Annotated in this window: 22 protein-coding genes; 15 read left to right on the top strand and 7 right to left on the bottom strand. The window is 71.8% G+C overall.

Annotated elements, in window-relative coordinates; all coding sequences use genetic code 11:
- Nucleotides 1-172: 172 nt before the first annotated feature.
- Together ACMCNO_RS17050 and ACMCNO_RS17045 are read left to right on the top strand one after the other, a co-directional pair.
- The gene (locus ACMCNO_RS17050) at nucleotides 173-1,009 is read left to right on the top strand and encodes an alpha/beta hydrolase-fold protein (RefSeq protein WP_412750429.1); all 837 of its coding nucleotides are present in this window, start codon (nucleotides 173-175) and stop codon (nucleotides 1,007-1,009) included.
- A gap of 37 nt (nucleotides 1,010-1,046) precedes the next feature.
- Entirely contained in the window at nucleotides 1,047-1,931 is an 885-nt protein-coding gene (locus ACMCNO_RS17045) for an ABC transporter substrate-binding protein (RefSeq protein WP_412750428.1), read from the top strand.
- A 38-nt stretch (nucleotides 1,932-1,969) separates the two neighbouring features.
- Here ACMCNO_RS17045 and ACMCNO_RS17040 read toward each other — a convergent pair whose 3' ends face one another.
- On the bottom strand, nucleotides 1,970-2,806 hold the full coding sequence (locus ACMCNO_RS17040) for a CDP-alcohol phosphatidyltransferase family protein (protein WP_412750427.1): 837 nt from the start codon (nucleotides 2,804-2,806) through the stop codon (nucleotides 1,970-1,972).
- A 257-nt stretch (nucleotides 2,807-3,063) separates the two neighbouring features.
- Between ACMCNO_RS17040 and ACMCNO_RS17035 the strand changes: the two genes are divergently transcribed.
- Genes ACMCNO_RS17035 through ACMCNO_RS17015 form a run of 5 tightly spaced genes read left to right on the top strand, consistent with a single transcriptional unit; the run spans nucleotide 3,064 to nucleotide 7,602 of the window.
- Nucleotides 3,064-4,047 carry a zinc-dependent alcohol dehydrogenase gene (locus ACMCNO_RS17035; protein WP_412750426.1) on the top strand — a complete coding sequence of 328 codons (984 nt, stop codon included), beginning with the start codon at nucleotides 3,064-3,066 and terminating at the stop codon, nucleotides 4,045-4,047.
- Between the two features lie 5 nt (nucleotides 4,048-4,052).
- Nucleotides 4,053-4,451 carry a 6-pyruvoyl trahydropterin synthase family protein gene (locus ACMCNO_RS17030; protein ID WP_412753725.1) on the top strand — a complete coding sequence of 133 codons (399 nt, stop codon included), beginning with the start codon at nucleotides 4,053-4,055 and terminating at the stop codon, nucleotides 4,449-4,451.
- Nucleotides 4,448-5,704 carry a glycosyltransferase gene (locus ACMCNO_RS17025; protein ID WP_412750425.1) on the top strand — a complete coding sequence of 419 codons (1,257 nt, stop codon included), beginning with the start codon at nucleotides 4,448-4,450 and terminating at the stop codon, nucleotides 5,702-5,704. Before ACMCNO_RS17030 ends, ACMCNO_RS17025 begins: the two co-directional genes overlap by 4 nt.
- Entirely contained in the window at nucleotides 5,701-6,492 is a 792-nt protein-coding gene (locus ACMCNO_RS17020) for a class I SAM-dependent methyltransferase (RefSeq protein WP_412750424.1), read from the top strand. Before ACMCNO_RS17025 ends, ACMCNO_RS17020 begins: the two co-directional genes overlap by 4 nt.
- Nucleotides 6,493-6,546: 54 nt before the next feature.
- Nucleotides 6,547-7,602 (top strand): lysylphosphatidylglycerol synthase transmembrane domain-containing protein, encoded by a 1,056-nt coding sequence (locus tag ACMCNO_RS17015; protein ID WP_412750423.1) that lies wholly within the window; start codon nucleotides 6,547-6,549, stop codon nucleotides 7,600-7,602.
- 4 nt (nucleotides 7,603-7,606) lie between these two features.
- On the opposite strand, the gene ACMCNO_RS17010 is transcribed toward ACMCNO_RS17015, so the two are convergent.
- Nucleotides 7,607-8,299 carry a RibD family protein gene (locus ACMCNO_RS17010; protein WP_412750422.1) on the bottom strand — a complete coding sequence of 231 codons (693 nt, stop codon included), beginning with the start codon at nucleotides 8,297-8,299 and terminating at the stop codon, nucleotides 7,607-7,609.
- Between the two features lie 170 nt (nucleotides 8,300-8,469).
- On the opposite strand from ACMCNO_RS17010, the gene ACMCNO_RS17005 reads away from it, so the two are divergent.
- On the top strand, nucleotides 8,470-9,165 hold the full coding sequence (locus tag ACMCNO_RS17005) for a GTP cyclohydrolase II (protein WP_412750421.1): 696 nt from the start codon (nucleotides 8,470-8,472) through the stop codon (nucleotides 9,163-9,165).
- A 249-nt stretch (nucleotides 9,166-9,414) separates the two neighbouring features.
- A complete protein-coding gene (gene recQ / locus ACMCNO_RS17000) occupies nucleotides 9,415-11,250 on the top strand; it encodes a DNA helicase RecQ (protein ID WP_412750420.1) in 1,836 nt (611 codons plus the stop codon).
- Nucleotides 11,251-11,257: 7 nt separating this feature from the next.
- On the opposite strand, the gene ACMCNO_RS16995 is transcribed toward recQ, so the two are convergent.
- Together ACMCNO_RS16995 and ACMCNO_RS16990 are read right to left on the bottom strand one after the other, a co-directional pair.
- The gene (locus tag ACMCNO_RS16995; protein ID WP_412750419.1) at nucleotides 11,258-11,668 is read right to left on the bottom strand and encodes a VOC family protein; all 411 of its coding nucleotides are present in this window, start codon (nucleotides 11,666-11,668) and stop codon (nucleotides 11,258-11,260) included.
- A gap of 95 nt (nucleotides 11,669-11,763) precedes the next feature.
- The gene (locus ACMCNO_RS16990; protein ID WP_412750418.1) at nucleotides 11,764-12,159 is read right to left on the bottom strand and encodes a spore germination protein GerW family protein; all 396 of its coding nucleotides are present in this window, start codon (nucleotides 12,157-12,159) and stop codon (nucleotides 11,764-11,766) included.
- Nucleotides 12,160-12,391: 232 nt separating this feature from the next.
- Between ACMCNO_RS16990 and ACMCNO_RS16985 the strand changes: the two genes are divergently transcribed.
- Together ACMCNO_RS16985 and ACMCNO_RS16980 are read left to right on the top strand one after the other, a co-directional pair.
- A complete protein-coding gene (locus tag ACMCNO_RS16985; RefSeq protein WP_412750417.1) occupies nucleotides 12,392-13,444 on the top strand; it encodes a LacI family DNA-binding transcriptional regulator in 1,053 nt (350 codons plus the stop codon).
- Between the two features lie 319 nt (nucleotides 13,445-13,763).
- Nucleotides 13,764-15,527 (top strand): carbohydrate-binding module family 20 domain-containing protein, encoded by a 1,764-nt coding sequence (locus ACMCNO_RS16980; RefSeq protein WP_412750416.1) that lies wholly within the window; start codon nucleotides 13,764-13,766, stop codon nucleotides 15,525-15,527.
- 135 nt (nucleotides 15,528-15,662) lie between these two features.
- On the opposite strand, the gene ACMCNO_RS16975 is transcribed toward ACMCNO_RS16980, so the two are convergent.
- The 3 genes from ACMCNO_RS16975 to ACMCNO_RS16965 all read right to left on the bottom strand — a co-directional run bounded on the left by ACMCNO_RS16975 (nucleotide 15,663) and on the right by ACMCNO_RS16965 (nucleotide 18,541).
- Nucleotides 15,663-16,379 carry a hypothetical protein gene (locus ACMCNO_RS16975; protein WP_412750415.1) on the bottom strand — a complete coding sequence of 239 codons (717 nt, stop codon included), beginning with the start codon at nucleotides 16,377-16,379 and terminating at the stop codon, nucleotides 15,663-15,665.
- Between the two features lie 95 nt (nucleotides 16,380-16,474).
- Nucleotides 16,475-17,482, bottom strand: a complete 1,008-nt coding sequence (locus tag ACMCNO_RS16970) for an MsnO8 family LLM class oxidoreductase (RefSeq protein ID WP_412750414.1) — start codon at nucleotides 17,480-17,482, stop codon at nucleotides 16,475-16,477.
- Nucleotides 17,483-17,530: 48 nt separating this feature from the next.
- Complete coding sequence (locus tag ACMCNO_RS16965; RefSeq protein WP_412750413.1) at nucleotides 17,531-18,541, bottom strand: 3-oxoacyl-ACP synthase III family protein; 1,011 nt, start codon at nucleotides 18,539-18,541, stop codon at nucleotides 17,531-17,533.
- Nucleotides 18,542-18,943: 402 nt separating this feature from the next.
- On the opposite strand from ACMCNO_RS16965, the gene ACMCNO_RS16960 reads away from it, so the two are divergent.
- From ACMCNO_RS16960 to ACMCNO_RS16945, 4 genes are all read left to right on the top strand, one after another.
- Complete coding sequence (locus ACMCNO_RS16960; RefSeq protein WP_412750412.1) at nucleotides 18,944-20,482, top strand: M4 family metallopeptidase; 1,539 nt, start codon at nucleotides 18,944-18,946, stop codon at nucleotides 20,480-20,482.
- A gap of 314 nt (nucleotides 20,483-20,796) precedes the next feature.
- Nucleotides 20,797-22,167 (top strand): ABC transporter substrate-binding protein, encoded by a 1,371-nt coding sequence (locus ACMCNO_RS16955; protein ID WP_412750411.1) that lies wholly within the window; start codon nucleotides 20,797-20,799, stop codon nucleotides 22,165-22,167.
- 132 nt (nucleotides 22,168-22,299) lie between these two features.
- Nucleotides 22,300-23,247 (top strand): carbohydrate ABC transporter permease, encoded by a 948-nt coding sequence (locus tag ACMCNO_RS16950; RefSeq protein WP_412753724.1) that lies wholly within the window; start codon nucleotides 22,300-22,302, stop codon nucleotides 23,245-23,247.
- Nucleotides 23,244-24,158, top strand: coding sequence for a carbohydrate ABC transporter permease (locus ACMCNO_RS16945; protein ID WP_412750410.1), 915 nt, complete (start codon nucleotides 23,244-23,246; stop codon nucleotides 24,156-24,158). The genes ACMCNO_RS16950 and ACMCNO_RS16945 overlap by 4 nt, the downstream gene beginning before the upstream one ends.
- Nucleotides 24,159-24,276: the final 118 nt, after the last annotated feature.

Raw genomic sequence — 24,276 nt, 5'->3', positions numbered from 1 at the left:
ACGGTGCAGCCAGACGGCGGCACACAAACGATCATCAGGCTAGCCAGCGTGACTCTGAGTGTTCAATGGTCCAGTCGGGCAAACGATCATTACTTTCTGTGATGCCCACCGCAGGAGATGGCGAGAGGTCCCGCCACCGTTTCGCCGCCCGGGCAGCCGCGTTGAGCAGGACGTGGACCCGAACCGTCAGCCGCAGCGGTTGACCCGGCACGTGGACCGCCGCGGTGTGCTGGCCGGCGGCCTGGTGGCACTAGGGCTCACCGTGGCCGCCACGGCTGCCCGGCCACTGGCCAGGCCGTTCGCACAGCGGTTCGGCGTGGCGACGCCGGTCGTACCCGACGCCCCCGCCGGAGACGAGCGGCTGGAGCAACGCATCTCCACCGCCCGCGGTCGCACCGTGGACTTCTACACCGCGGTGCCCGCCGGGCACGGCGCCGGCCGCGGCCTTCCGGTCTGCCTGATCCTGCACGGCGGTTCCAAGTTCCCGCCCGACTTCTCCGGTCTCGGCCTCGGCCGTTTCGTCACCGACGCCGTCCGCCGCGGCGCCCCGCCTTTCGTACTGGCAGGGGCCAGCGGTGACCGGCTCGGCTGGCGACCCGGCGGCCCCGACGACCCGCAGCGGATGGTGCGGGCCGAACTGCCCGTGTGGTGCCGCGCCCGCGGCTTCGACACCTCGCGACTCGCCGCGTGGGGCTGGTCCATGGGCGGCGCGGGCAGCCTGCTGCTGGCCGAGGCGTACCCAGGGCTCCTGCGTGGTGTCGCCGCCTTCTCGCCCGCGGTCGTCCCCGGCGACGACGTGTTCAGCGGTGTCCACCAGCTGGGCCGGCTACCCGTCGGGCTGTGGTGCGGCCGGGACGACAGCCTGTACGACATGGTCCGTTCCCTGGAACGCGCGCTGCCCGCGCCGCCGGTCGCGGGCGGGTACGCCGACGGCCGGCACAACTTCGCCTACTGGAGCACAGTCGTCCCGGCGGCGTTCGACTTCATCGCCCGCACCCTGGCCCGCTGACCGCCCGTGCACCGCCCCCGGTGGCAGACTGCCGGACATGCGCCTGGTGTCCCTGCTGCCGTCCGCCACCGAGATCGTCTACGCGCTCGGGCTCGACGACGACCTGGTCGGCGTGACCTTCGAGTGCGACGAGCCGCCCCGGGCACGGACCGAGAAGGCGGTCGTCGTCGGTGGCCGGGACACCCGCGGGCTGGACCCGGCCGAGATCGACGCGTACGTCAAGCAGCAGCTCGCGGCGGGCGGTGACCTGTACACGCTGCATGCCGACGCCCTTGCCGGGCTGGCCCCGGACGTGATTCTGACGCAGGACCTGTGCCGCGTGTGCGCGCTTCCCTCCGGGCACGTCTCCGACGCGCTGACGCATCTCGGCTGCCGGGCGGACGTCGTCTCACTGGATCCGTACACGCTGGAGGAGGTGCTGGGCACGATCGCCGAGGTCGGCGCCCGCACCGGCGTGCCCGGCCGCGCGGCGGCGCTGATCACAGCGCTGCGGGACCGGCTGGACGCGGTCGCGGCCGCCGTGGCCGGGCGCCCACGGCCCCGGGTGGTCGTCGTCGAGTGGGTGGATCCGCCGTTCACGGCCGGGCATTGGGTGCCGGACCTGGTCACGGCCGCCGGCGGGGAGCCGGTCGCCGCCCGGCCGGGCGCGAAGTCCGTCGAGACGACCTGGACGGAGCTGGCGTCCGCTGACCCGGACGTCGTCCTGGTCACGCCGTGCGGGTTCCATCTCGACGGGGCCGCCCGGCAGGCCCAGGAAGTCGTCCCGCATTTCCCGGGCGCTCAGGTGTGGGCGGTCGACGGCGACGCGCTGGTGGTACGGCCCGGCCCTCGGCTGGTCGACGGCGTGGAGGCGATCGCCGCGGCGCTGCACCCCGGCACCGTCCCCGCGCCACCTCCGACCGCGGTCACCCGCATCGCCTGACCGGTCCAAGGGTCAGGCGATCAAGAAGACCGACCAGTTCAGGCGCTCAGGGAGGCGGGGACCGCGACGGGCTGGCGGCGGGAGCCGGCGGCGACCGTGATGCCCAGCGAGCGGACCGGGGCGGCCAGCGCGATCGCGGTGGCCGCGTGGGCCGCGCGGCGGGCCCCCTCGGCGCGCCACAGCCACGCGGTGTCGCGGGCGAACGACCAGGTCAGCGACACCAGGGCCGCCGCGACCACGACCAGGTTCACCGTGGTGGGCAGGATGCCGGCGGTGGCCACGACCAGCGCCACACCCTGGGTGGCCGCCACCACCTTGCGGGAGAATCGCGGCGGCAGCGCGCGGCTCAGCCACGGCAGCGCCCAGGAGGCGGCCACGAACACGTACCGGTACGCTCCCATCGCGACAGTCCACCAGCCCAGCGGGCCCGCCACGTACACGCTCAGGACGAGGATGAGGAACGCGTCGACCTCCATGTCGAACCGCGCGCCCAGCGTGGTCGTCGAGCCGGTCCGGCGCGCCACCTGGCCGTCGACGCCGTCCAGGGCCAGCGCCGCCCCGACCAGGGCGACCAGCACCGCGGTCGGCGCGGGACGTTCGAATGAGTACGCGACCAGCGCGGTCACCCCGCCCACCAGCAACGCGCGGCTCAAGGTGACCAGGTTCGCGGCGCCCAGCCGCCGCAGTCCGGTCCGGCGGGCACCGGCCACGAGCGCACCGCTGAGGACCAGTCCGTACGCGAGGCCGGCCAGCCATCCCACCACGCCGATGCCGACCGTGGCCGACAACGCCGCCAGCAGGGCGAACAGGACGAGCAGCCCGGCGGCGGCACCGCGCGACGGTGCGTCCGGGGCCGTTGCTCTTCCGATCGTCACGGTGCCTCCGATGTCTGGCGCGGCCTCCTGCCGCCGTCCTGAAAGAACACGCTTGCATTCGGTGAACGGTTCAGCGAGCGGGCGAGAAAACCGGTTCCCGATTCCCCTGCGCGGGTGAGCCGGGTGCCCGCCCCGGCAGCCGTGACCCCGTTCACCCGCCACCATGATCGCTGGCGGCTATGGTGGCCCCCGGACAGCGCCGCCCGGCCCGTCCGATCACCACGGCCACGCCGTACCCCGAACGAAGGAGACGTCGCGTGAGCACCGCCCGCGCGTTCTGGCTGGCCGCCCCCGGCGTCGGCGAGCTGCGCGCCGAGGCCGTACCCGAGCCCGGCCCGGACGAGGTGCTGGTCCGCACGCTGCACTCGGGGGTGAGCCGCGGCACCGAGACGCTGGTGTTCCGGGGCGGGGTCCCGGACAGCCAGCACGCCGCGATGCGCGCCCCCTACCAGCAGGGGGACTTCCCCGCGCCGGTCAAGTACGGCTACCTCAACGTCGGCGTGGTCGAGCAGGGCCCCGCCGAGCTGACCGGCCGTACCGTCTTCTGCCTGTACCCCCACCAGACCCGGTACGTCGTGCCCGCCGACGCGGTCACCGTGATCCCGGCGGGGGTGCCCGCGGCCCGGGCCGTGCTGGCCGGCACCGTGGAGACCGCGGTCAACGCGCTGTGGGACGCGGCCCCGCTGGTCGGCGACCGCATCGCCGTGATCGGCGGCGGCATGGTCGGGTGCGCGGTGGCGGGTGTCCTGGCCCGGTTCCCGGGCGCCCGGGTGCAGCTCGTCGACGCCAACCCGGCCCGGGCGGCGATCGCCGACGCGCTCGGTGTGGGCTTCGCGCTGCCCGCGGAGGCGGCCGGCGACTGCGACCTCGTGGTGCATGCCAGCGCCACGTCGGCGGGCCTGACCCGGGCCCTGGAACTGCTGGCGTTCGAGGGCACGGTGGTGGAGCTGAGCTGGTTCGGCGACCGGCCGGTGAGCGTGCCGCTCGGCGAGCAGTTCCACTCGCGGCGGCTTACCGTACGCAGCAGCCAGGTCGGCGCGGTCGCCCCGGCCCGGCGGGCCCGGCGCAGCTATGCCGACCGGCTGGCGCTGGCGCTGGACCTGCTGCGCGACCCGGCCTTCGACGCGCTGCTCACCGGGCGCTGCCACTTCACCGAACTGCCCGAGGTGCTGCCCCGGCTGGCCCGCGGCGACCTCGACACGCTGTGCCACCTCGTGACCTACGACGATTCCGGAGAGTGAACCCAGTGTTCAGCGTCACCGTCCGCGACCACATCATGGTCGCCCACAGCTTCACCGGTGAGGTGTTCGGGCCCGCGCAGCGGCTGCACGGCGCCACGTTCGTCGTCGACGCCACGTTCCGCCGCGCCGAACTGGACGCGGACAACATCGTCGTGGACATCGGCCGCGCCAGCGAGCAGCTGCACGCCATCTGCGGCGCGCTCAGCTACCGCAACCTCGACGGCGAGCCCGACTTCAAGGGCGTCAACACCTCGACCGAGTTCCTCGCCAAGGTGATCGCGGACCGGCTGGCCGACGCCGCGCGCGCGGGCGAGCTCGGCGCGGGCGCCCGCGACCTCACGGGCATCTCGGTCACGCTGCACGAGTCGCACATCGCGTGGGCGAGCTACGAGCGGACCCTGTGAGCCGACCGCGCCGGGCCGCCCTGTACGTGGTGCTGCCGGGCGACATCGACGACCCCGCCGCGCCGAGCGGCGGAAACCACTACGACCGCCGGGTGTGCGACGGGCTGACCGCGGACTTCGACGTTCATGAGCTGGCCTTTCCGGGTGCCTGGCCGCGGCCGGGCCCGGCCGCGGAACGAGCCCTCGCCGACGCGCTGGACGAGCTGCCCGACGGGGCCGACGTGTTGCTCGACGGCCTGCTGGCCGGGGTGCCGGACGTGCTGGTGCCCGCCGCCCGGCGGTTACGGCTGATCGTGCTCGTGCACCTGCCGCTGGGCGACGAGACGGGGCTGACCCCCGAGGACGTCGCCACGCTGACCGAACGCGAGCGGCGCACCGTGCACGCCGCGGCGGCGGTCGTGGCCACCAGCGCGGCGGCCGGGCGCCGGGTGGCCGCGGTGCACGGGCTGGACCCGGCGCACATCCACGTCGCCGCCCCCGGCGTCGAACCCGCGCCTGCGGCCCCCGCCTCGCCGGCGGGCACGCGGCTGCTGTGCGTCGCCGCGGTGACCCCGCGCAAGGGCCACGACGTGCTGGTGGAGGCGCTGGCCCGGGTCGCCGACCTGGCCTGGGAGTGCCGCTGCGTCGGCGACCTGGAGCGGCAGCCCGACTTCGCGGCGCAGGTCCGGGCCCGGGCCGCCGACCTCGGGCCCGGGCGGCTCCAGCTGCTCGGCACCCGTACCGGGCCCGGGCTGGCCGCCGCGTACGCCGCGGCGGACCTGCTGATCCTCCCGTCGCGCGCCGAGACGTACGGGATGGTGGTCACCGAGGCGCTGGCCCGCGGCGTGCCCGTGCTGGCCTCCCAGCTGGACGGGGTGGCCGAGGCGCTCGGGTCGGTCGAGGCGCCCGGCCCAGGTGAGGCGCTGGGCCCAGGTGAGGCGCTGGGCCCAGGTGAGGCGCTGGGCCCAGGTGAGGCGCTGGGCCCAGGTGAGGCGCTGGGCACGGGCGCTGCGCCCGGGGTGGCGCTCAGCGGAGACGCTGGGGGCGCGGCGGCGGCCCGCACCGCGACGATCGCGACCGGGGTGGCGGGCGCTCAGGCACCCGGGGTGCTGGTGCCGCCGGGCGACCCGGCCGCGCTGGCCGCGGCGCTGCGGGAATGGCTCACCGACGCCGGGCTGCGGCAGCGGCTGCGAGCGGCGGCGGCCACCCGACGGGCGGCGCTGCCCGGCTGGGATGTGACGGTCCGGGAACTGACGAAGGTGGTATGCGGATGAGCGGCGAGTTCAGTACGGCATGGCTGACGCTGCGGGAACCGGCCGACGCCGACGCCCGCGCCGCGGACCTGCTGGCACCGCTGCGCGCGACCCTCGCCGGCCGGGCCACGCCGGTAGTGCGTGACCTGGGCTGCGGCGCCGGCTCGCTGGCCCGCTGGCTGGGCCCGCAGCTGGGCGGCCCGCAGCACTGGGTGCTGGAGGACCGCGACCCGGACCTGCTGGCGTACGCCGCGGCGCACCCGCCCGCCGGGGCCACCGTCGAGACCCGGGTGGGCGACGTCACCCGGCTCACCGCCGCCGATCTGGACGGCACCGACCTGGTGACCTGCTCCGCCCTGCTCGACCTGCTCACCGAGGCCGAGGTCGCGGAGCTGGCCCGGGTGTGCGCGCGGGCCCGCTGCACCGCCCTGTTCACGCTGTCGGTGGTGGGCGAGGTGACCCTGGAGCCCGGCGACCCGCGCGACGCCGCGGTCGCGGACGCCTTCAACGCCCACCAGCGGCGCACCGTCGACGGGCGGCGTCTGCTGGGCCCGGACGCGCCCGCGGTCGCGGCGGACGCCTTCGCGGCGGTCGGCGCCCGGGTGACGGTACGCCCGAGCCCGTGGCGGCTGGGCCCCGAACGGGCGACGCTGACCGAGCAGTGGCTGCGCGGCTGGGTCGGGGCTGCCGCGGAACAGCGGCCTGAGCTGGGTCTCGACGCGTATTTGGACGCGCGGCTGGACGCCCTGCGGGCCGGAACGCTGCGGGCCAGGGTGGGCCACACGGACCTTCTTGCGATCTTCAACTGAACCTCGCGCGCGGACCCGGCGTACTAGTGCCTGGAGGACGACGAAGGGGGCAACGTGGCGAGAACGGTCTGGGCATGGGCGCGGGTGCTCGGTGGGGCGGGCATCATTGCGCTGCTGCTGTGGCGGCTCGGCACGAGCGCGTTCCTGGACGGCCTGCGGGTGATCGACGGACCCACCCTGCTGGTGGCGTTCCTCATCGGCGTCGCGACCACGGTGTTCAGCGCGTGGCGGTGGTGCCTGGTGGCCCGGGGACTCGGGCTGCGGCTGTCGCTGCGCGCCGCGGTCGCGGACTACTACAAGGCGCTGTTCCTCAATGCGGCGCTGCCCGGCGGGGTACTCGGTGACGTCGACCGGGCGGTCCGGCACGGCAAGGACTCCGGCAACGTGGGTCGCGGGGTCCGGGCCGTGGTGCTGGAGCGTACGGCGGGTCAGGTCGTGCTGGTGGGTGTCGGCATCACGGTGCTGGCGACCGTACCGTCTCCGGTGTTGACGCAGCTCAAAGCGCACAGCACCGCGGTCGCGGTGACCATCGCGGCCGTCCTGGGCACCGCCGCCGTGGTACTGGCGGCCTGCGCCCGGCTGCGGCGCGGCACGTCGCGGTGGGCCCGCGCGGCTCGCACCGGCCTGGGTGAGATCCGCGACGGCCTGCTGGCCCGGCGCAACCTGCCCGGTGTGCTGCTGGCCTCGGTCGTGGTGCTGGCCGGGCACCTGGCGACATTCGTGGTGGCTGCCCGGGCGGCCGGGTCGTCGGCGCCGGTGCTGCGCCTCGCCCCGCTCATGCTGCTGGCGCTGCTGGCGATGACCCTGCCGGTGAACATCGGCGGCTGGGGTCCCCGCGAGGGGGTGACCGCGTGGGCGTTCGGCGCCGCCGGGCTCAGCGCCACCCAGGGCCTCACCATCGCCGTGGTGTACGGGCTGTTCGCGTTCGTGGCCAGCCTGCCCGGCGCCGCGGTGCTGCTGGCCCGGGCGCTGCAGCGGGCCCGGGCGGGCCGCGCGGCCGGGCCGGCCGCCGCCACCGCGGTCCTCATGCCCGCCACCGCACCGGTGGTGCGGCCCGTGCCCGAACCGGTCGCGGTGCCGGTCCGGCAGCTGGCGCACTCCGGTGCGTGAGGGCTCAGGTCGCCGGGTAGCGGTCGGACAGCGCGTAGCGCAGCAGCACCACGTCGCCGATCTGCCGCACCTCGGCCAGGGTGGCGCGGCGTTGCGGGCCCCACGGGAACGCCCCGTCGTAGACGAAGCGTGGCGCCCGCGAGTCGCCGACGAAGAACGGCGCGACCACCAACTGCAGCTCGTCGGCCAGTCCCGTGGACAGGAACTGGGTGTGCATGGTGCCGCCGCCCTCGACCATCAGCTTGCGGACCCCGCGCGCGTGCAGGTCGGCGGTCACCTGGTGCAGGTCCACCGGCTCACCACCGTCGATCACGGTGGCGACGTGCCCGAGCAGCTTGTGCGCCTCCTCGACCGCGGGGCTGGCGCAGTAGACCAGTTTGTCCACGTCGCCGGCGGTGAAGAACTGCGCGGTCGCGTCCAGCCCGCAACTGCTGGTGACGGTGACCTTCACCGGGGTCGGTTCGTGACCGTCCGCGACACGGGCGCGGCGACGCTGCGCCGAGCGCACCAGCAGTCGCGGATTGTCCTGGCGGATCGTGCCGGCGCCCACCAGGATGGCGTCGCACCCGGCCCGGACCGCGTCGACGCGGTCGAAGTCGGCGTCGTTGGACAGCAGCAGACGCTCGCCGGTGGCGTCGTCGACGTAGCCGTCGATGGACATGCCACAGCTCAACAGAACGTAAGGACGCTCAACCACCGATGACGCCTCCAGTCGAGCGACGATCGTCACCCCGGTCGAACAGATGCGTCCAAGATAATCCGGTCGCGGGGTACCGGTACACCGACCTCGTGCCGGAGCATGGTGATCTTGATCTTGGGGCACCGTGCGGCACGAAAGATTCCCGGGTTCACGTACGAGGAGGGCCGATGTCAGAAGCAGCGCTGCGCAGGGTCGTGGAGCGCCCGGTCGTGGTGGCGGAGCCCCCGCCGGCCACGGTACGGCGGCAGGTGACCGTTCCGCTGCGGTTCGCGGACGGATACTCCACCACCGCCCGGGTCCTCACGTTCGACGGCCTGGTCGACGGCCGCGAGCACCTGGCCCTGGGCCTCGGCGACTGGCAGCGCGCGCTGCGGCGGGGTGCGGCCGGCGGACCGGCACCACTGGTGCGCCCGCACAGCGAATGCCTCACCGGCGACGTGTTCGGCAGCCAGCGCTGCGACTGCGGGCCGCAGCTGCGCGAGGCGGTGGAGCGCATCGCCGACACCGGCGGCCTGCTGCTCTACCTGCGCCAGGAGGGCCGCGGCATCGGCCTGTACGCCAAGCTCGACGCGTACGCCCTGCAGGAGGCGGGGATGGACACGTACGAGGCGAACGTGGCGCTGGGCCGCGGCGAGGACGAGCGGGACTACGCTCCGGCCGCCCAGATGCTGCTGGCCCTGGGCGCCGACCGGGTGCGGCTGCTGAGCAACAACCCGGACAAGGCGGAACAGCTGGAGGAACGCGGCGTCGCCGTGTCCGAGCGGATCCCCACCGAGGTGCACGTGTCCCCCGCCAACGTGCGGTACCTGTCCACCAAGGTGTCGCACACCGCGCACACGCTGAAGCTGCCGAACGCGGACTGACCGCTCGACGGCGCCGCGACCGGTCACCGCCGGACGGGCACGGCGGCCTGGGACGACCCCGGCAGCCCGCCCCGACCGGCTGGGTGACTGGTCGCGTCGCCACCAGGGCTGACCGGGCCGCGGCGCGGTCCGGCGCCCGCAAGCACGCCATCGTGTGCACGCTGACAGCCGTCCACAGGGTGGCCCGGATGGGGCGGGCGTCGTCCACAGGGTCCGCCGGGTGTCCGCCCGGGTCTCTAGGATCGCGGGATGACGTCAGCTCCGGTCGGCACGGATGCCGCCATGGACGTGCTCACCAAGGTCTTCGGCTACCCGGCCTTCCGGGGGCGGCAGCGCGAGATCATCGACCACGTGGTCGGCGGCGGCGACGCGCTCGTGCTCATGCCGACCGGCGGCGGCAAGTCGCTGTGCTACCAGATCCCCGCGCTGGTCCGCGACGGCGTCGCGGTGGTGGTCTCCCCGCTCATCGCGCTGATGCAGGACCAGGTCGACGCGCTGCGGACCCTCGGAGTGCGGGCGGGCTTCCTCAATTCGACCCAGGACCTGTCGCAGCGCCGCCTGGTCGAGCGGCAGTTCCTGGCAGGCGAGCTCGATCTGCTGTATGTGGCGCCCGAGGGCCTCGGGGTGCCGGCCACCCAGCGGCTGCTGGACTCCGGCCGGATCGCGCTGTTCGCCATCGACGAGGCGCACTGCGTCGCCCAGTGGGGCCACGACTTCCGCCCCGACTATCTGGGCCTGTCGATGCTGCACGAACGCTGGCCCGAGGTGCCGCGGATCGCGCTGACCGCCACCGCGACCACCGCCACCCGGGCCGAGATCGCCACCCGGCTGCAGCTCACCGACGCCCGCCACTTCACCGCGAGCTTCGACCGGCCCAACATCCAGTACCGCATCGTCGCCAAGAACGAGCCCCGGCGCCAGCTGCTGGAGCTGCTGCGCACCGAGCACGCGGGCGACGCCGGGATCGTGTACTGCCTCTCCCGCGCCTCGGTCGAGAAGACCGCCGAGTTCCTCACCGCGAACGGGATCACCGCACTGCCCTATCACGCCGGGCTCGACGCGGGCACCCGCGCCGCCAACCAGGCCCGGTTCCTGCGGGAGGACGGGCTGGTCATGGTGGCCACGATCGCGTTCGGGATGGGCATCGACAAGCCGGACGTGCGGTTCGTCGCCCACCTGGACCTGCCCAAGTCCGTGGAGGGCTACTACCAGGAGACCGGCCGGGCCGGGCGCGACGGCCAGCCCTCCACCGCCTGGCTGGCGTACGGATTGCAGGACGTGGTGCAGCAGCGCCGGCTCATCGAGACCTCCGACGGCGACCTCGCGTTCCGCCGCAACGCCGCCGCGCACCTGGACGCCATGCTGGCGCTGTGCGAGACGGTCTCCTGCCGCCGCGGCCAGGTCCTGGCGTATTTCGGCGAGCCGGCGCCCGGGTCGTGCGGCAACTGCGACACGTGCCTGGCGCCGCCCGAGTCCTGGGACGGCACGGTCGCGGCGCAAAAGCTGCTCTCCACGGTGCTGCGCCTGCAACGCGAGCGCGGCCAGAAGTTCGGCGCCGGGCAGTCCATCGACATCCTGCTGGGCCGCACCACGGCCAAGGTCACCCAGTTCCGCCACGACGAGCTGTCGGTCTTCGGCATCGGCACGGAGCTGCGCGAGCAGGAGTGGCGCGGCGTCGTCCGGCAGCTACTGGCCCAGGGTCTGCTGGCGGTCGAGGGCGACTACGGCACCCTGGTGCTCACCGACGGCAGCGCCGACGTGCTGCGCGGCACGCACCCGGTGCGGCTGCGCCGCGAGGCCGAGCGGGCCCGGGCGCCCCGGCAGGCGCGAGCCCGCGACACCGCGGCTGCCGCGGAGTTGCCGGAGGGCGCCGCGCCGGTGTTCGAACGGCTGCGGGCCTGGCGGGCCGGCGTGGCCAAGGAGCAGGGCATGCCCGCGTACGTGATCTTCCACGACGCGACCCTGCGCGCGGTCGCCGCCTTGAACCCCACCACGCTGGAGCAGCTCGGGACGGTCAGCGGCGTGGGCCAGAACAAGCTGGCCAGGTTCGGACAGCAGGTGCTGGACGTGCTGGCCGAGCCGTGAGGCCGGGTCAGGCTGGCGGCTGGCTGATGTTCACCATCCAGGCCACACCGAACCGGTCGGTGCACATGCCGAACTCGTCGCCCCACATCTGCTTCTCCAGCGGCATCGCCACGGTGCCGCCCTCGGCGAGCCGCTCCCAGTGCCGCCGCAGCGCCTCGTCGTCGCCGCTGAGGCTGACGGTGATGGTGTTGCCCGGGTTGAAGTCCATGCCAGGCGCGGTGTCGGAGGCCATCAGCGTGTAGCCGCCGTCCGTTTCGAGCATGGCGTGCATGACCTTGTCGGCGATCGCGGGATCGGGCGAGCCGAACTCGCCGAACGTGTTGACGGTCAGGTTTCCGCCGAAGACGTCGTGGTAGAACTCCATCGCTTCGCGGGCGTTTCCCGCGAAGGTGAGATAGGGGTTGAGCCGGGAGGACATCGGACTCTCCTTTGTCGTGGATGTCATTGCCACCGCAGGCTAGACCCACCCCCTGACATCGAACGAGCGCCGAGCGGCCGGTCACCCGGATGGGATCACCACGAAGGTCGGCGTCGCCGGGCAGCCCGGGCCGTGAGCACCGCGCGGGCGACGAGCAGCGCCGTCACGGCGACCAGCTGCCCACCGAGGATGATCTTGTTGACGTCGACGGCCGGGCGCCACGAGACGCCACGGTCGCGGATCACGAAGACCCCCAGCGGCTTGGCCGAGACGGTGAAACCGCCGCCCGCCCCGCCGTTCTCCTTGCCGTCCTCGGCAGGCGCGGTGCCTCCGCCTCCGCCGCCACCGCCGCCGACCCGGGCGACCGGCAGCACGATCATGCCGTCGGCGGTGGTGATGGGCTCGCCGAACACGCGTCCGGCCGATGCCTGATCCACGACCTCGCGCAGGGTCTCCAACACGCCCGCGTCGCCGGTCATCGTCTGGGTCATGATGCTGCTCTCCTTCTCCTCGGCGTCTCGTGAGGTGCGCCGCCGCCCCGGCGCTTCCCCTGCCGCCCCAGCGTCGAATCGCCCGGCGCACGGCAGCCAGAGGCGAGCGGACCCCGGACCGGGCCGTTCGGCCCTGCCCCGGCGGCACCAGGCCAGGCGAGCAAGCAATTTCAGCGATTGGAAGGGTTTTCAGGACTGCGGAAAGAGTTTGCTGAAGCGTTACAGTGACGCCATGCGCGCACGATTGTCCGACATCGCCCGCCAAGCCCAAGTCAGCGAGGCCACGGTCTCCCGCGTCCTCAATGACCGGCCCGGCGTCTCGGCCGAAACCCGGCAGGCGGTCCTGACGGCCCTGGACGTGCTCGGCTACGAGCGCCCGGAGCGGTTGCGCAAACGCAGCGCGGGCCTGGTCGGCCTCGTGGTGCCCGAGCTGGACAACCCGATCTTCCCCGCGTTCGCCCAGGTGATCGAGTCGTCGCTGGCCCAGACCGGCTACACCCCAGTGCTGTGCACCCAGACGCCGGGCGGGGTCACCGAGGACGAATACGTCGATATGCTGCTCGACCGGCAGGTTTCCGGCATCATCTTCGTCGCCGGCCTGCATGCCGACACCTCCGCCGACCACGAGCGGTACGCCCGCCTGATCGAGCGCCCGCTGCCGATCGTCTTCATCAACGGGTATGCGCAGGGCCTCGACGCGCCGTTCGTCTCCGCCGACGACCGGACGGCCGGCGAGGCGGCGGTCGCCCACCTGGTGGCACTCGGTCACCAGCGGATCGGCTTCATCTCCGGCCCCGACCGCTTCCTCGCGGTGCAGCGCAAGCTCGCGGGCTACCGGGCCGCCATGACCCGCGAGCTGGGCGCGACCGACCGCGAGCTGGACGAGCTGATCGCGCTGACCCTGTTCGGGGTCGAGGGCGGCGAGGTGGCCGCCAGCCGCCTGCTGGAGCGCGGGGTGACCGGCCTGGTCTGCGGCTCGGACCTGATGGCCCTGGGCGCCATCCGCGCCGCCAGGCGCCACGACCTGCACGTGCCCCGCGACGTCTCGGTGGTCGGCTACGACGACTCGCCGCTGATCGCGTTCACCGATCCGCCGCTGACCACGCTGCGCCAGCCGGTGGCCGCGATGGGCAACGCCGCGGTGCGGGCCCTGGTCGACGAGATCAACGGGCACGGCACCCCGCGCTCCGAGTACGTCTTCACCCCGGAGCTGGTGGTACGCGGCTCCACCGCCGTCTCCCCCGGGCGGCGCACCGCGACTCCGGCGGCGTTCTCCGTCGCCTGAGCCCGGACCGCACCGCGGTCATCAGTGAACGGCGTTCCCGGCTCGTCGGGAACGCCGTTTTCGATTTGCCGATGAAAGTTCTTGCGGAACGGACGGCACCGGACAACCCGCCGAGCAGGCGTTCTGCCCCATCGGACGCCATCGGGCAACGATCTTTTCTGTAACACAGACCAGGACTGAACGGGGCAAAGCGCGCCCGGCAATCGAGTGCGGTCTCTTTACCACCTGGTAACACGGTGGTAATTTCCCTCACACTTCCGCAAGAAGTTGCACCGGGCCTTCCATCAGCCCCCCGCTCCCAGCGTCCTGGAGGCTTCCCATGCGTACCCGAAAGGTCGTCGCCGCCACGGCGACCGCCGTCCTCGCTTCGGCGCTGGTCACCGTCGGCGCCATCCGTCAGGGTGACCGGGCCGAGGCGTCGTCCGCCTCGCCCGGCGCGCACGACGTCATCGTGCATCTGTTCGAGTGGCCGTGGGCCGATGTCGCCACCGAGTGCAAGAACGTGCTCGGCCCGAAGGGCTTCGGCGCCGTGCAGGTCTCCCCGCCGCAGGAGCACGTCGTGCTGCCCGGCAAGGGCTACCCCTGGTGGCAGGACTATCAGCCGGTGAGCTACCAGCTCACCAGCCGGCGCGGCGACCGGGACGCGTTCAAGAAGATGGTCGACACCTGCCACGACGCGCACGTGAAGATCTACGTGGACGCCGTGGTCAACCACATGGCCGGCGGTGCCTCCACCGGCAAGGGCAGCGCGGGCTCCAGCTACACCCAGTTCGACTACCCCGCCGTGGCCTACACCGACTCCGACTTCCACCACTGCGGCCGCAACGGCAACGACGACATCAAGAACTACAAGGACAAGTGGGAGGTGCAGAACTGCGAGCTCGACGACCTGTCCGACCTCAAGACCGAGTCGGCGAACGTGCGCGGCAAGCTGACCGCGTACCTCAACGACCTGGTGTCGCTCGGCGTGGACGGATTCCGGGTCGACGCCGCCAAGCACATCCCCGCGGGCGACCTGGCCGCGATCGTCAACCCGGTCACCGGCGACCCGTACGTGTACTCCGAGACCATCGAGGGTGACGCGGGCGGTCCCACCCCCGAGGAGTACACCGGGATCGGCGACGTCACCGAGTTCCGCTACGGCGACGTGGTCGGCTCCGCGTTCCGCGACGGCAACCTGTCGAACCTCGGCAACCTCGCCGGGTCCATGCGGGTCGGCACCGACGACGCGATCGCGTTCATCGACAATCACGACACCCAGCGCAACGGCGGCGCCAAACTCACCTACAAGAACGGCTCGTCGTACGCGCTCGCCGAGGCCTTCATGCTCTCCTGGCCGTACGGGGTGCCGCAGGTGATGTCGAGTTTCGCCTTCACCAACAAGGAGGCCGGGCCGCCCGCCACCGACAAGGGCATCACGACGGCCGTCGACTGCGCCAACGGCTGGGTCTGCGAGCACCGCTGGCGCACCACCCAGAACATGGTCGGGCTGCGCAACGCGGCCGCGGGTGTCGGAGTCACCGCGTGGTGGTCGAACGGCTCGAACCAGATCGCGTTCGGCCGGGGCAGCGCGGCGTTCGTCGCCTTCAACCGTGCCGGGTCGGCCCTGACCCGCACCTTCCAAACGAACCTGCCCGCGGGCACGTACTGCGACGTGATGAGCGGCGACTTCACGAACGGTTCGTGTGGCGGCACCACGTACCAGGTGAACAGCGCCGGGCAGGTCTCCGCGACCGTGCCCGCCAACGGGGCCCTGGCGCTGCACATCGGCGCCCGTACCGGGGGTCCGGCGTTCTGTTCCACCGGGTTCGAGGTGAACGCCACGACGTCCTGGGGTCAGAACGTCTTCGTGGTCGGCGACACGGCCGCGCTGGGCAACTGGGATCCGGCCCGGGCGGTGCCGCTGTCGTCGGCGACGTACCCGGTGTGGCGGGGCACCGCGCACCTGCCGCCCGGCACAGCGGTGCAGTACAAGTACGTCAAGAAGAACGGCTCGGACGTGATCTGGGAGAGCGACCCCAACCGGAGCCGCACCACCGGATCCGCCCCGTGCACGGGGACGTGGAGCGACAGCTGGCGATGAGCTGACCGACGAAAGGGGCCGGATGCATGCGATGCATCCGGCCCCTTTCCTCGTGTCCGGTGCGGGTCGTCGCACAAAATAAGGCGCCGCTGCGAATTCCACGGGGGAAGAACTCGCAACGGCGTTGGGGAAAGGTTAGCCGTTGGCGGGCTGCCCGTCCACCCGGGAGATGACCGAACCGATGAGCTTGCGCCAGTCCGAGGTGAACTGTGGGCTCTGGCTGCTGTTGTTCAGCCGGTAGATGGCGTACGAGTCGAACAGCAGCACATTGCGCTTGACCAGCACGGCGATCGCGGTGTCGGCGGTGCTCGGGTGCTTGGGCTCGTACTGCTTGTGACGCAACACCACGAATCCGGACCATTCGCCCTGGTTCAGCGCAGTGGTGGCGACCGTCTCCGTGTACGCCGGTTCCTGGGCCTCGCCGGTGTCGCGGGCGTCCATGTCGATCGTGCGCGGGCACGCGTCGGTGACCACCTTCAACGCGTACTGCGCCGCCTGTGCGGCCGCGGCGTCGGGGTAGACCAGGGCGGTCTGGGTCAGCGTCTGCGCCCCGGTCGTCCCCTCGTCCACCAGCGGGGCGGTGACCACCTCGGGGGTGCCCGGCAGCGGCGGGGCGGGGTTGTCGGCGCCGCAGAGGCTGGCCAGCTGGGGCGGCGCGGTGGAGGCGTCGGGCGCCTTCCAGGTCGGCCCGACGTCCTTGCCCTGCAACAGGGCGGCGCGCATCGTCGCGGCGCTGATGACACCACCCTTGGGCGCCGGGGAGTCGTGGCCGCCGGAGCTGCATCCGGCGGCGAGCGCGGCGGCGCAGAGGGTGGCGGCGGCGCCCCGGAAGGCGTGTCGGGTCACGAGCATCCGGCCATCTTTGCAGACCCGGCCAGGTCGCACACGGACGATCACCTTGAGTGATCGGCCGAGCACACCGGGCCGTGGCCGGACGGTGTTCCGGCTCAGGCGACCGACTCGGCGACCAGTTCCAGGCACCGGCGCCGGGCGGCCGGGTCGTAGATCGTCGTGGCCAGCATGATCTCGTCCGCGCCGGTCTCGGCGGCCACGGCCGCCAGTCGCGCGGCGACGGTGGCGGGCGAGCCGAGCGCCTGCCGGGCGCGGTACTCGGCCAGTTGCTGCTCGACCTCGTCCGGCAGCTTCACCTCGGCGGCGGCGTCCGGCGGCAGCAGCGGCTGGTCGGCGCGCCCCTCGAACAGCCCCGCCCGGACCACGTCCAGCGGCCGTCCCAGCAGGGCCGCCTCGTCGTCGGTGTCCGCGCAGGTCGTCTCGACCGCGACCAGCACGTACGGCTGATGGCGCCAGCGCGAGGCCCGGAAACTCCCGTGGTAGCGGTCCACCGCCTCGGCGGTGTTCTGCGGCCGGATGTGGTGGGCGAACGCCAGCGGCAGGCCCAGTTCACCGGCGAGGGCCGCGCCCGCGGCGCTCGACGACAGCAGCCAGGGCTCGACCGTCGGCGACTGCTCGGGCAGCACGGGCGCCGGGCCCTGGCCGGTCAGGTATCCGAGCAGTTCGACGATGCTCCCGCGGTAGCTCTCGTCGGTGGTGGCCGGGGCGCCGCGTTGCAGCGCCGCCACGATCGCGGGGTCGAACGTGCCGGGGCCCCGGCCGATGCCCAGGTCGATCCGGTCCGGATGCAGCGCGTCCAGCGTGGCGAACTGTTCGGCGACCGCCCACGGGGCGTGGTTGGGCAGCAGCACTCCCCCGGAGCCGACCCGGATCCGGGTGGTTGTCGCGGCGGTGTGCGCGGCCAGCACGGCCGGGGCGGCGCTGCTGATCATCGGGGCGCCGTGATGCTCGGCGAACCACGCGCGGCGCAGGCCGAGCCGGTCGGCCAGCTCCACCGTGGCGACCGTGATGGCCAGTGCCTCACGCGCCGAGCGGCCCTGCTCGACCGGCGCGACCTCCAACATGGACAACGGGGGCAGGCGGCGGGCGGCGGGCTCACTCATGCACGAAACTCTATCGGCGCACCGCGCCCGCGCCCCGCCCGGGTACGGCTACGCCGGGCGCGGGGTCCGCGACCAGCGCAGCACCGCTGCGCCGACGGACATGCCGCCGCCGAAGCCGGCCAGCAGCACCACGTCGCCCTCGCGCAACGCTCCCTCGCGGGCCGCGGCGTCCAGCGCGATGGGCACCGACGCGCTGCCGGTGTTGCCGTACCGGTCGAGCACGAGGTGGGTCTGCGCGCCTTGTAGCCCGCAGGCACCGACCAGTTCGTCGAGCATGACCCCGTTGGCCTGGTGCGGCACGAAGTGGTGCACCTCGTCGGTGGTCAGCCCGGCGCGCTTGAGCAGGTCGGCGAGGACCGGCGGTACGCCGTCGGCGACGAAGTCGCGCACGCCACGGCCGTCCATCCGGAACCAGTGGGCGCCGCTGGCCACGGTCTCGTGCGAGGCGGGCATCCGGCTGCCACCGGCCTCGACCCGGATCAGCCGGTGCGCGTCGCCGCGGCTGACCAGCTCGACGTCGAGCAGCCCGTACGGTTCGGCGACCGCGCCGACCACCGCGGCCCCGGCGCCGTCGCCGAACAGGGCGGCGGTGCGGCGGTCGGTGAAGTCCAGGATTCGTGAGTACACGTCGGCGGCCACGACCAGCACCACCGCGTCCGGGTTGGCGACCACGAGGCTGCGGGCGAGAGCGAGGCCGAAGACGAAGCCCGCGCAGACCACGTTGATGTCGAGGCAGGCGGCGCGGGTGGCGCCGATCGCGGCCTGCACGAGGTTGGAGGTCGGCGGCTGGGGCGAGTCACCGGTCGAGGTGGCGACGATCAGGTAGTCGACGCGGTCAGCCGGCATCCGGGCGTCCGCCAGGGCCGCCCGCGCGGCGCCGGTCGCCAGGTCGGAGGTCGCCTCGTGCGGTGCCGCGAACCGGCGGGCCTCGATCCGGGTCTTGCGCACCACCCAGGCGGGATCCGCCCCGCGCGTGAACGTCGCCAACTCGTCGTTGGTGACCACGCGGTCGGGAAGGTAGGAGCCGGTACCGAGGATTCCGACGCCACCTTCGGTCATTTTTGCCCGCCTCTCGCAAATCCGACAAATTCGCCCCGCCGACGCGGGGCTGCCTATCGGAGCCTGGTCGCACCGGTTCGTTTTCGCTATACGCAAAAAAGGTCTGAGCGTGCGCGAACCGGCGGGCGCCGGGGGCCGAAGGCGTCGGCGGGCGGGCGAACGGGCCGCCGGCAAGGGTCCGTTGTGGCCAGGGCTGATGGCACGTACGGCCGATTCCCATGGTTGGCGGGCAATACCACCAGGTGGGAGCCAATCGAACATCATCACTCTTTTGGTAGAGCGAAGTAAATGCCAGATGTGTCACATATCTGTTACGCGTGAACACTTCACATTTTGAATGGCATTCATGAAAATCTATCTCACATCCCGGCCCGACCCCGGCCGGGAAGGAGAGGAGCAACGGTGCGCATCAAAGCCATTCTGAGCGCCACGACGTTCGCGTCCGTGGCGCTGGCCGCAGCCGCAGCCCCGGCGCAGGCCGCCGTCGGACCGGTCACCCCCAGTTTCGCGGTCGACCACGCCACCAGCGCCGTGCGGGGCCACGCCACCGCGTTCGCCGCCGGCGCGGGCGACACCTTCGCCTCGCGCGGGGTGCTCGTCGAGACCGACGGCACCAGCCACGTCCACCTCAACCGCAGCTACCTCGGCCTGCCGGTCATCGGTGGCGACGTCATCGCGCACCTGAACACGACCGGCGCCCTGCGCGACGTGACCCGCAGCCAGGCGGCGCCTCTCACCCTGGCGACGACCCCGAAGCTCAGCGCCGCCAAGGCGAACCGGGCCGCCGCCGCGGCACTCAAGGGCACCCCGAACGGTGCTGCCACCCTCGCCGTCGACGCGATTCCGGGCACCCCGGTGCTGGTCTGGCGCACCAAGGTCGACACCGCGCAGGGGCAGTTCCACGCCCTGATCGACGCCGCCAGCGGCGCGGTGGTCGACCGCTGGGCCGAGGAGCAGACCATCGGCGGCACCGGCACCGGCTTCAACGTGGGCGCGGTCGCGCTGGACACCACGCAGTCCGGCAGCGCGTACCAGCTCAAGGACCCCGAGCGGGGCGGCACGTACACCGTGGACATGAACAACCGGCGCTTCGGCAAGGGCACGCTGTTCACCGACCCCGACAACACCTGGGGTACGGGCGCCCTGTCGAACCGCCAGACGGTCGCGGTCGACGCCCAGTTCGGCGTCGCGGAGACCTGGGACTACTACCTGGAGACGTTCGGCCGCCGCGGCATCGCGGGCGACGGCAAGGGCAGCTACAACCGGGTGCACTACGGCACCGGGTACAACAACGCCAGCTGGTCCGACAGCTGCTTCTGCATGACCTACGGCGACGGCGACGGCAGCACCTACGGCCCGTTCGCCTCGCTGGACGTGGCGGGCCACGAGATGACCCACGGCGTCACCTCCCGGACCGCGGGCCTGGTGTACAGCGGTGAGTCCGGCGGGCTCAACGAGTCGATGAGCGACATCTTCGGCACCCTGGTCGAGTTCTACTCGAACAACGCCCAGGACCCGGGCGACTACCTGATCGGTGAGAACATCGCGCTGAGCCACCAGCCGCTGCGCTACATGGATGACCCGTCCAAGGACACCCGGTCGGCGAAGTGCTGGAGCAGCACGGTGAAGAACCTGGACGTGCACTACTCCTCCGGCGTCGGCAACCACGCCTTCTTCCTGCTGGCGGTCGGCAGCGGCACGCACACCGTCAATGGCGTGACGTACACCAGCCCGACCTGCAACAACGGTACGGTCAGCGGCATCGGCAACGCCGCCGCCGGGGCGATCTTCTACAAGGCCCTGACCACGTACATGACGTCGAACACGGACTACGCGGCGGCCCGGACCGCCACCCTGAACGCCGCCCGCGACCTGTACGGCACGGGCAGCGCGCAGTACAGCGCCACCGCGGCCGCCTGGTCCGCGGTGAGCGTGGGCTGACCCCGCTCTGACGCGCTCCCCTCGGGGGCCGCACGCCGTTCGGCGTGCGGCCCCCGGCTCGTGTGTACGCCACGCCGGGAGCTTCGCCGTCCGGCTGCGGGGGTGACGACCGCGCGCGATCATGGACTAATGAGGTCGAACAGTAACAGTAAACAAACTTAACGTTTGGTTCCCGTGACGTAGGCCCAATTGTTATCCAGTCGATCAAGCGGAAATCGTTGCGCAACCCCGCTGTCACGCATTGACTGAGTTCCGGGTAGCGCCCGGGAAGGGGCATGTGCTGTCACATCCGAAACGCGAACATAGGGAGAGGCATGTCCGGTCAACCAACCAGACCCGTATTCCGGGTCGCCCTCGCCGGAACGCTCGGTGTGGGGCTGGCGTTCAGCCTGGCCGCGTGCGGTAGCAGCGACACGAAGAGCGGCGGCTCCGGCCCGTCGGCCCAGGCAATCGACTGTTCTCCATATACCAAGTACGGCGACCTCAAGGGCAAGACGGTCACGGTGTTCGCCGGCATCGTCACGCCGGAGGACCAGGCGTACAAGGATTCCTACAAGCCATTCGAGAACTGCACCGGGGTGACGGTCAAATACGAGGGCGACAAGTCCTTCGAGACCCAGATCCTGGTCCGGGCCCAGGCCGGTAACCCGCCCGACATCGCGATCGTGCCGCAGCCCGGCCTGGTGCAGCAGCTCGTGGCCACGGGCAAGGCCAAGCCGGCGCCCGAGGAGGTCTCGGCCAACGTCGACAAGTTCTGGAGCAAGGAATGGAAGAGCTACGGCACGGTCAACGGCAAGTTCTACGCCGCGCCGTCCGGGGCCAGCATCAAGAGCCTTGTCTGGTACTCCCCGAAGTTCTTCCAGGACAACAACTACCAGGTCCCGAAGACCCTCGATGATCTCAAGGCACTGACCGACAAGATGGTCGCGGACAAGAAGGTCCCGAAGCCGTGGTGCGCGGGCATCAGCAGCGGTGAGGCCACCGGCTGGCCGGTCACGGACTGGATGGAGGACTTCATGCTCCGGCTGTCCGGGCCGGAGACCTACGACAAGTGGGTCAAGCACCAGATCCCGTTCAACGGCCCCGAGTCCACCGCCGCGCTCGACGCGGTCGGTGCGTACCTGAAGAATCCGGCCTATGTGAACGGCGGACTGGGCGACGTCAAGAGCATCGCCACCACCACCTTCCAGGACGCGGGTCTGCCGATCCTGGAGGACCAGTGCGCGATGCACCGGCAGGCCAGCTTCTACGCCGCGAACTTCCCCAAGGAGACCAAGGTGGCCGAGGACGGCGCCGTCTTCGCGTTCTACCTGCCCGGCAAGGACGCCAGCAGCAAGCCGCTGCTCGGCGGTGGCGAGTTCAACCTGGCGTTCGCGGACCGGCCCGAGGTCAAGGCGTTCCAGACCTACCTGTCCACGGACACCTGGGCCAACGTCAAGGCATCGGTCTCGCAGGGGTGGGTGAGCGCCAACAAGGGCCTCGACGTCAGCAAGCTGGGCAGCCCGATCGACAAGCTCGCCGCCACGCTGCTGCAGGACCCGGCGGCGGTGTTCCGCTTCGACGGCTCCGACCAGATGCCCGCGGCGATCGGCTCGAACGCGTTCTGGAAGCAGGCGACGAACTGGATCACCGGCCAGGACACCAAGACGACGGTGGACAACATCGAGAAGGCCTGGCCCAAGTAGGCCACGGCCGATTGGCCTGACGTACCGTCCGGGCCGGCCGGTGGCGGACCCCCTCGCCGTCGGCCGGCCCGTTCATCCCCAAGGAGGTAAGGGTCCGTGTTCACCACGGCGCAGACCACCTCGGAGAAGTTCATGCAGATGTTCGCCGCGATCGGCATGTTCGCGGCGGTCATGGGCGTGATCCTCTTCGTCGCCGGGCGCGTCGGCGGGCGGCGCAACGACCGGGTCGTCGCGTACGCCTACCTGGCGCCCGCTTTGCTCATGCTGAGCGTCGGGCTGGTCTATCCCGGCATGCGCACCATCTACGAGTCGTTCTTCGACGCCCAGCTGGTGAACTTCATCGGCCTCGACAACTACAAGACGATCTTCACCGACGCCGGCCAGCTCGTGGTGCTGCGCAATACGGTGCTGTGGGTGGTGGTGACGCCGTTCGTGGCCACGGCGATCGGCCTGCTCTACGCGATCCTGGTGGACAAGGCCACGCTCGAGTCGTTCGCCAAGGCGCTGATCTTCCTGCCCATGGCGATCTCGTTCGTCGGCGCCTCGATCATCTGGCGGTTCGTGTACACGTACCGGCCGGACCAACCCGGGGTGCAGCAGATCGGGCTGCTCAACCAGATCATCGTCTGGCTGGGCGGGGAACCCCAGCAGTGGCTGGTGGACTCGCCGCTGAACACGTTCCTGCTCATCGTGGTCATGATCTGGATCCAGTCCGGGTTCGCGATGACCGTGCTGTCCGCGGCCATCAAGGCCATCCCTGATGACATCGTCGAGGCGGCGCGGCTCGACGGGGTCGGCGCGTGGGGGATGTTCCGATTCGTGACGCTGCCCAGCATCCGCCCGGCCGTGGTCGTCGTGCTCACCACGATCGGCATCGGGACCCTGAAGGTCTTCGACATCGTCCGAACCATGACCGGCGGCCAGTTCGACACCAGCGTCATCGCCAACGAGTTCTACAGCCAGAGCTTCCGCAGCGGCAACCAGGGACTCGGCGCCGCGCTGGCGGTGCTGCTGTTCATCCTGGTCATCCCGATCGTGGTCTACAACGTCCGGCACCTGCGAGCCTCGGAGTCCCCATGAGCACGACCTCTGACGTGCAGACCGCTCCACTGACCACGGAGAAGCTGACCGCCGCGGCGGTCGCCAAGCGGCGGCTCACCTCCCCCTGGGCCTCGCTGGTCGCGGTGGTCATCGCGTTCGTCTGGACGATCCCCACCTTCGGGCTGCTCGTCTCGTCCTTCCGCCCGGAGAAGGAGATCAAGACGACCGGCTGGTGGACGTTCTTCTTCAGCGACTCCACGGTCACCATGGACAACTACCGCGCCGTGCTCGACCCCGAGACCGGTGCCGGGCTGGGCGAGTACTTCGTCAACTCGATCGTCATCGCGATCCCGTCGGTGCTGATCCCGCTGTTCCTGGCGTCGCTGGCCGCGTACGCGTTCGCGTGGATCAAATTCCCGGGTCGCAACGTCCTGTTCCTGGCCGTGTTCGCGCTACAGGTCGTCCCGTTGCAGGTGGCCCTGATCCCCCTGCTCAAGCTCTATGTGGGTACCGGGATCAACAACACGTTCTGGACGCTGTGGCTGTCGCACTCGGCGTTCGCGCTGCCGCTGGCCATCTACCTGCTGCACAACTTCATGCGGGAGGTGCCCGCCGGGCTGCTCGAGGCGGCCCGGATCGACGGCGCGGGACACGTGGCGATCTTCTTCCGGGTGCTGCTGCCGCTGATGATTCCCGCGCTGGCGGCGTTCGCCATCTTCCAGTTCCTGTGGGTGTGGAACGACCTGCTGGTGGCACTGACCTTCGCCGGGGGCGGCACCGAGGTCGCGCCGGTCACGCTCGCCCTGGCGAACCTCAGCGGCACCCGCGGAACCGCCTGGCACCTGCTGTCCGCGGGCGCCTTCATCTCGATCATCGTGCCCGTCACGATCTTCCTGCTGCTGCAGCGTTACTTCGTCCGCGGCCTGCTGGCGGGCAGCGTGAAGGGGTAAGGCGGCGTTCGCCCCGGTTCCTACCTGGCTGCCCCGGTTCCTACCTGGCTGCCCCGGTTCCTACCTGGCTGCGCTGCAGGCACAACCGTCGTAATGAACGGGCCGCGGTCGCCATTGA

Origin of the sequence: Krasilnikovia sp. M28-CT-15 (assembly GCF_047159595.1) — a bacterium.
Lineage (GTDB): Bacteria > Actinomycetota > Actinomycetes > Mycobacteriales > Micromonosporaceae > Actinoplanes.
This window is presented reverse-complemented; position numbering and strand designations above follow the sequence as displayed.

What these genes read in the sequence shown, in the direction of transcription:
- ACMCNO_RS16970 (WP_412750414.1), bottom strand. Translation starts at nt 17,482, where the DNA reads ATGAGTGAGCCCGCCGCCCGCCGCCTGCCCCCGTTGTCCATGTTGGAG.
- ACMCNO_RS16990 (WP_412750418.1), bottom strand. Translation starts at nt 12,159, where the DNA reads ATGACCCAGACGATGACCGGCGACGCGGGCGTGTTGGAGACCCTGCGC.
- ACMCNO_RS16945 (WP_412750410.1), top strand. Translation starts at nt 23,244, where the DNA reads ATGAGCACGACCTCTGACGTGCAGACCGCTCCACTGACCACGGAGAAG.
- ACMCNO_RS17045 (WP_412750428.1), top strand. Translation starts at nt 1,047, where the DNA reads ATGCGCCTGGTGTCCCTGCTGCCGTCCGCCACCGAGATCGTCTACGCG.
- ACMCNO_RS16980 (WP_412750416.1), top strand. Translation starts at nt 13,764, where the DNA reads ATGCGTACCCGAAAGGTCGTCGCCGCCACGGCGACCGCCGTCCTCGCT.
- ACMCNO_RS16950 (WP_412753724.1), top strand. Translation starts at nt 22,300, where the DNA reads ATGCAGATGTTCGCCGCGATCGGCATGTTCGCGGCGGTCATGGGCGTG.
- recQ (WP_412750420.1), top strand. Translation starts at nt 9,415, where the DNA reads ATGACGTCAGCTCCGGTCGGCACGGATGCCGCCATGGACGTGCTCACC.
- ACMCNO_RS16975 (WP_412750415.1), bottom strand. Translation starts at nt 16,379, where the DNA reads ATGCTCGTGACCCGACACGCCTTCCGGGGCGCCGCCGCCACCCTCTGC.
- ACMCNO_RS16985 (WP_412750417.1), top strand. Translation starts at nt 12,392, where the DNA reads ATGCGCGCACGATTGTCCGACATCGCCCGCCAAGCCCAAGTCAGCGAG.
- ACMCNO_RS16965 (WP_412750413.1), bottom strand. Translation starts at nt 18,541, where the DNA reads ATGACCGAAGGTGGCGTCGGAATCCTCGGTACCGGCTCCTACCTTCCC.
- ACMCNO_RS17005 (WP_412750421.1), top strand. Translation starts at nt 8,470, where the DNA reads ATGTCAGAAGCAGCGCTGCGCAGGGTCGTGGAGCGCCCGGTCGTGGTG.
- ACMCNO_RS17020 (WP_412750424.1), top strand. Translation starts at nt 5,701, where the DNA reads ATGAGCGGCGAGTTCAGTACGGCATGGCTGACGCTGCGGGAACCGGCC.
- ACMCNO_RS16995 (WP_412750419.1), bottom strand. Translation starts at nt 11,668, where the DNA reads ATGTCCTCCCGGCTCAACCCCTATCTCACCTTCGCGGGAAACGCCCGC.
- ACMCNO_RS16955 (WP_412750411.1), top strand. Translation starts at nt 20,797, where the DNA reads ATGTCCGGTCAACCAACCAGACCCGTATTCCGGGTCGCCCTCGCCGGA.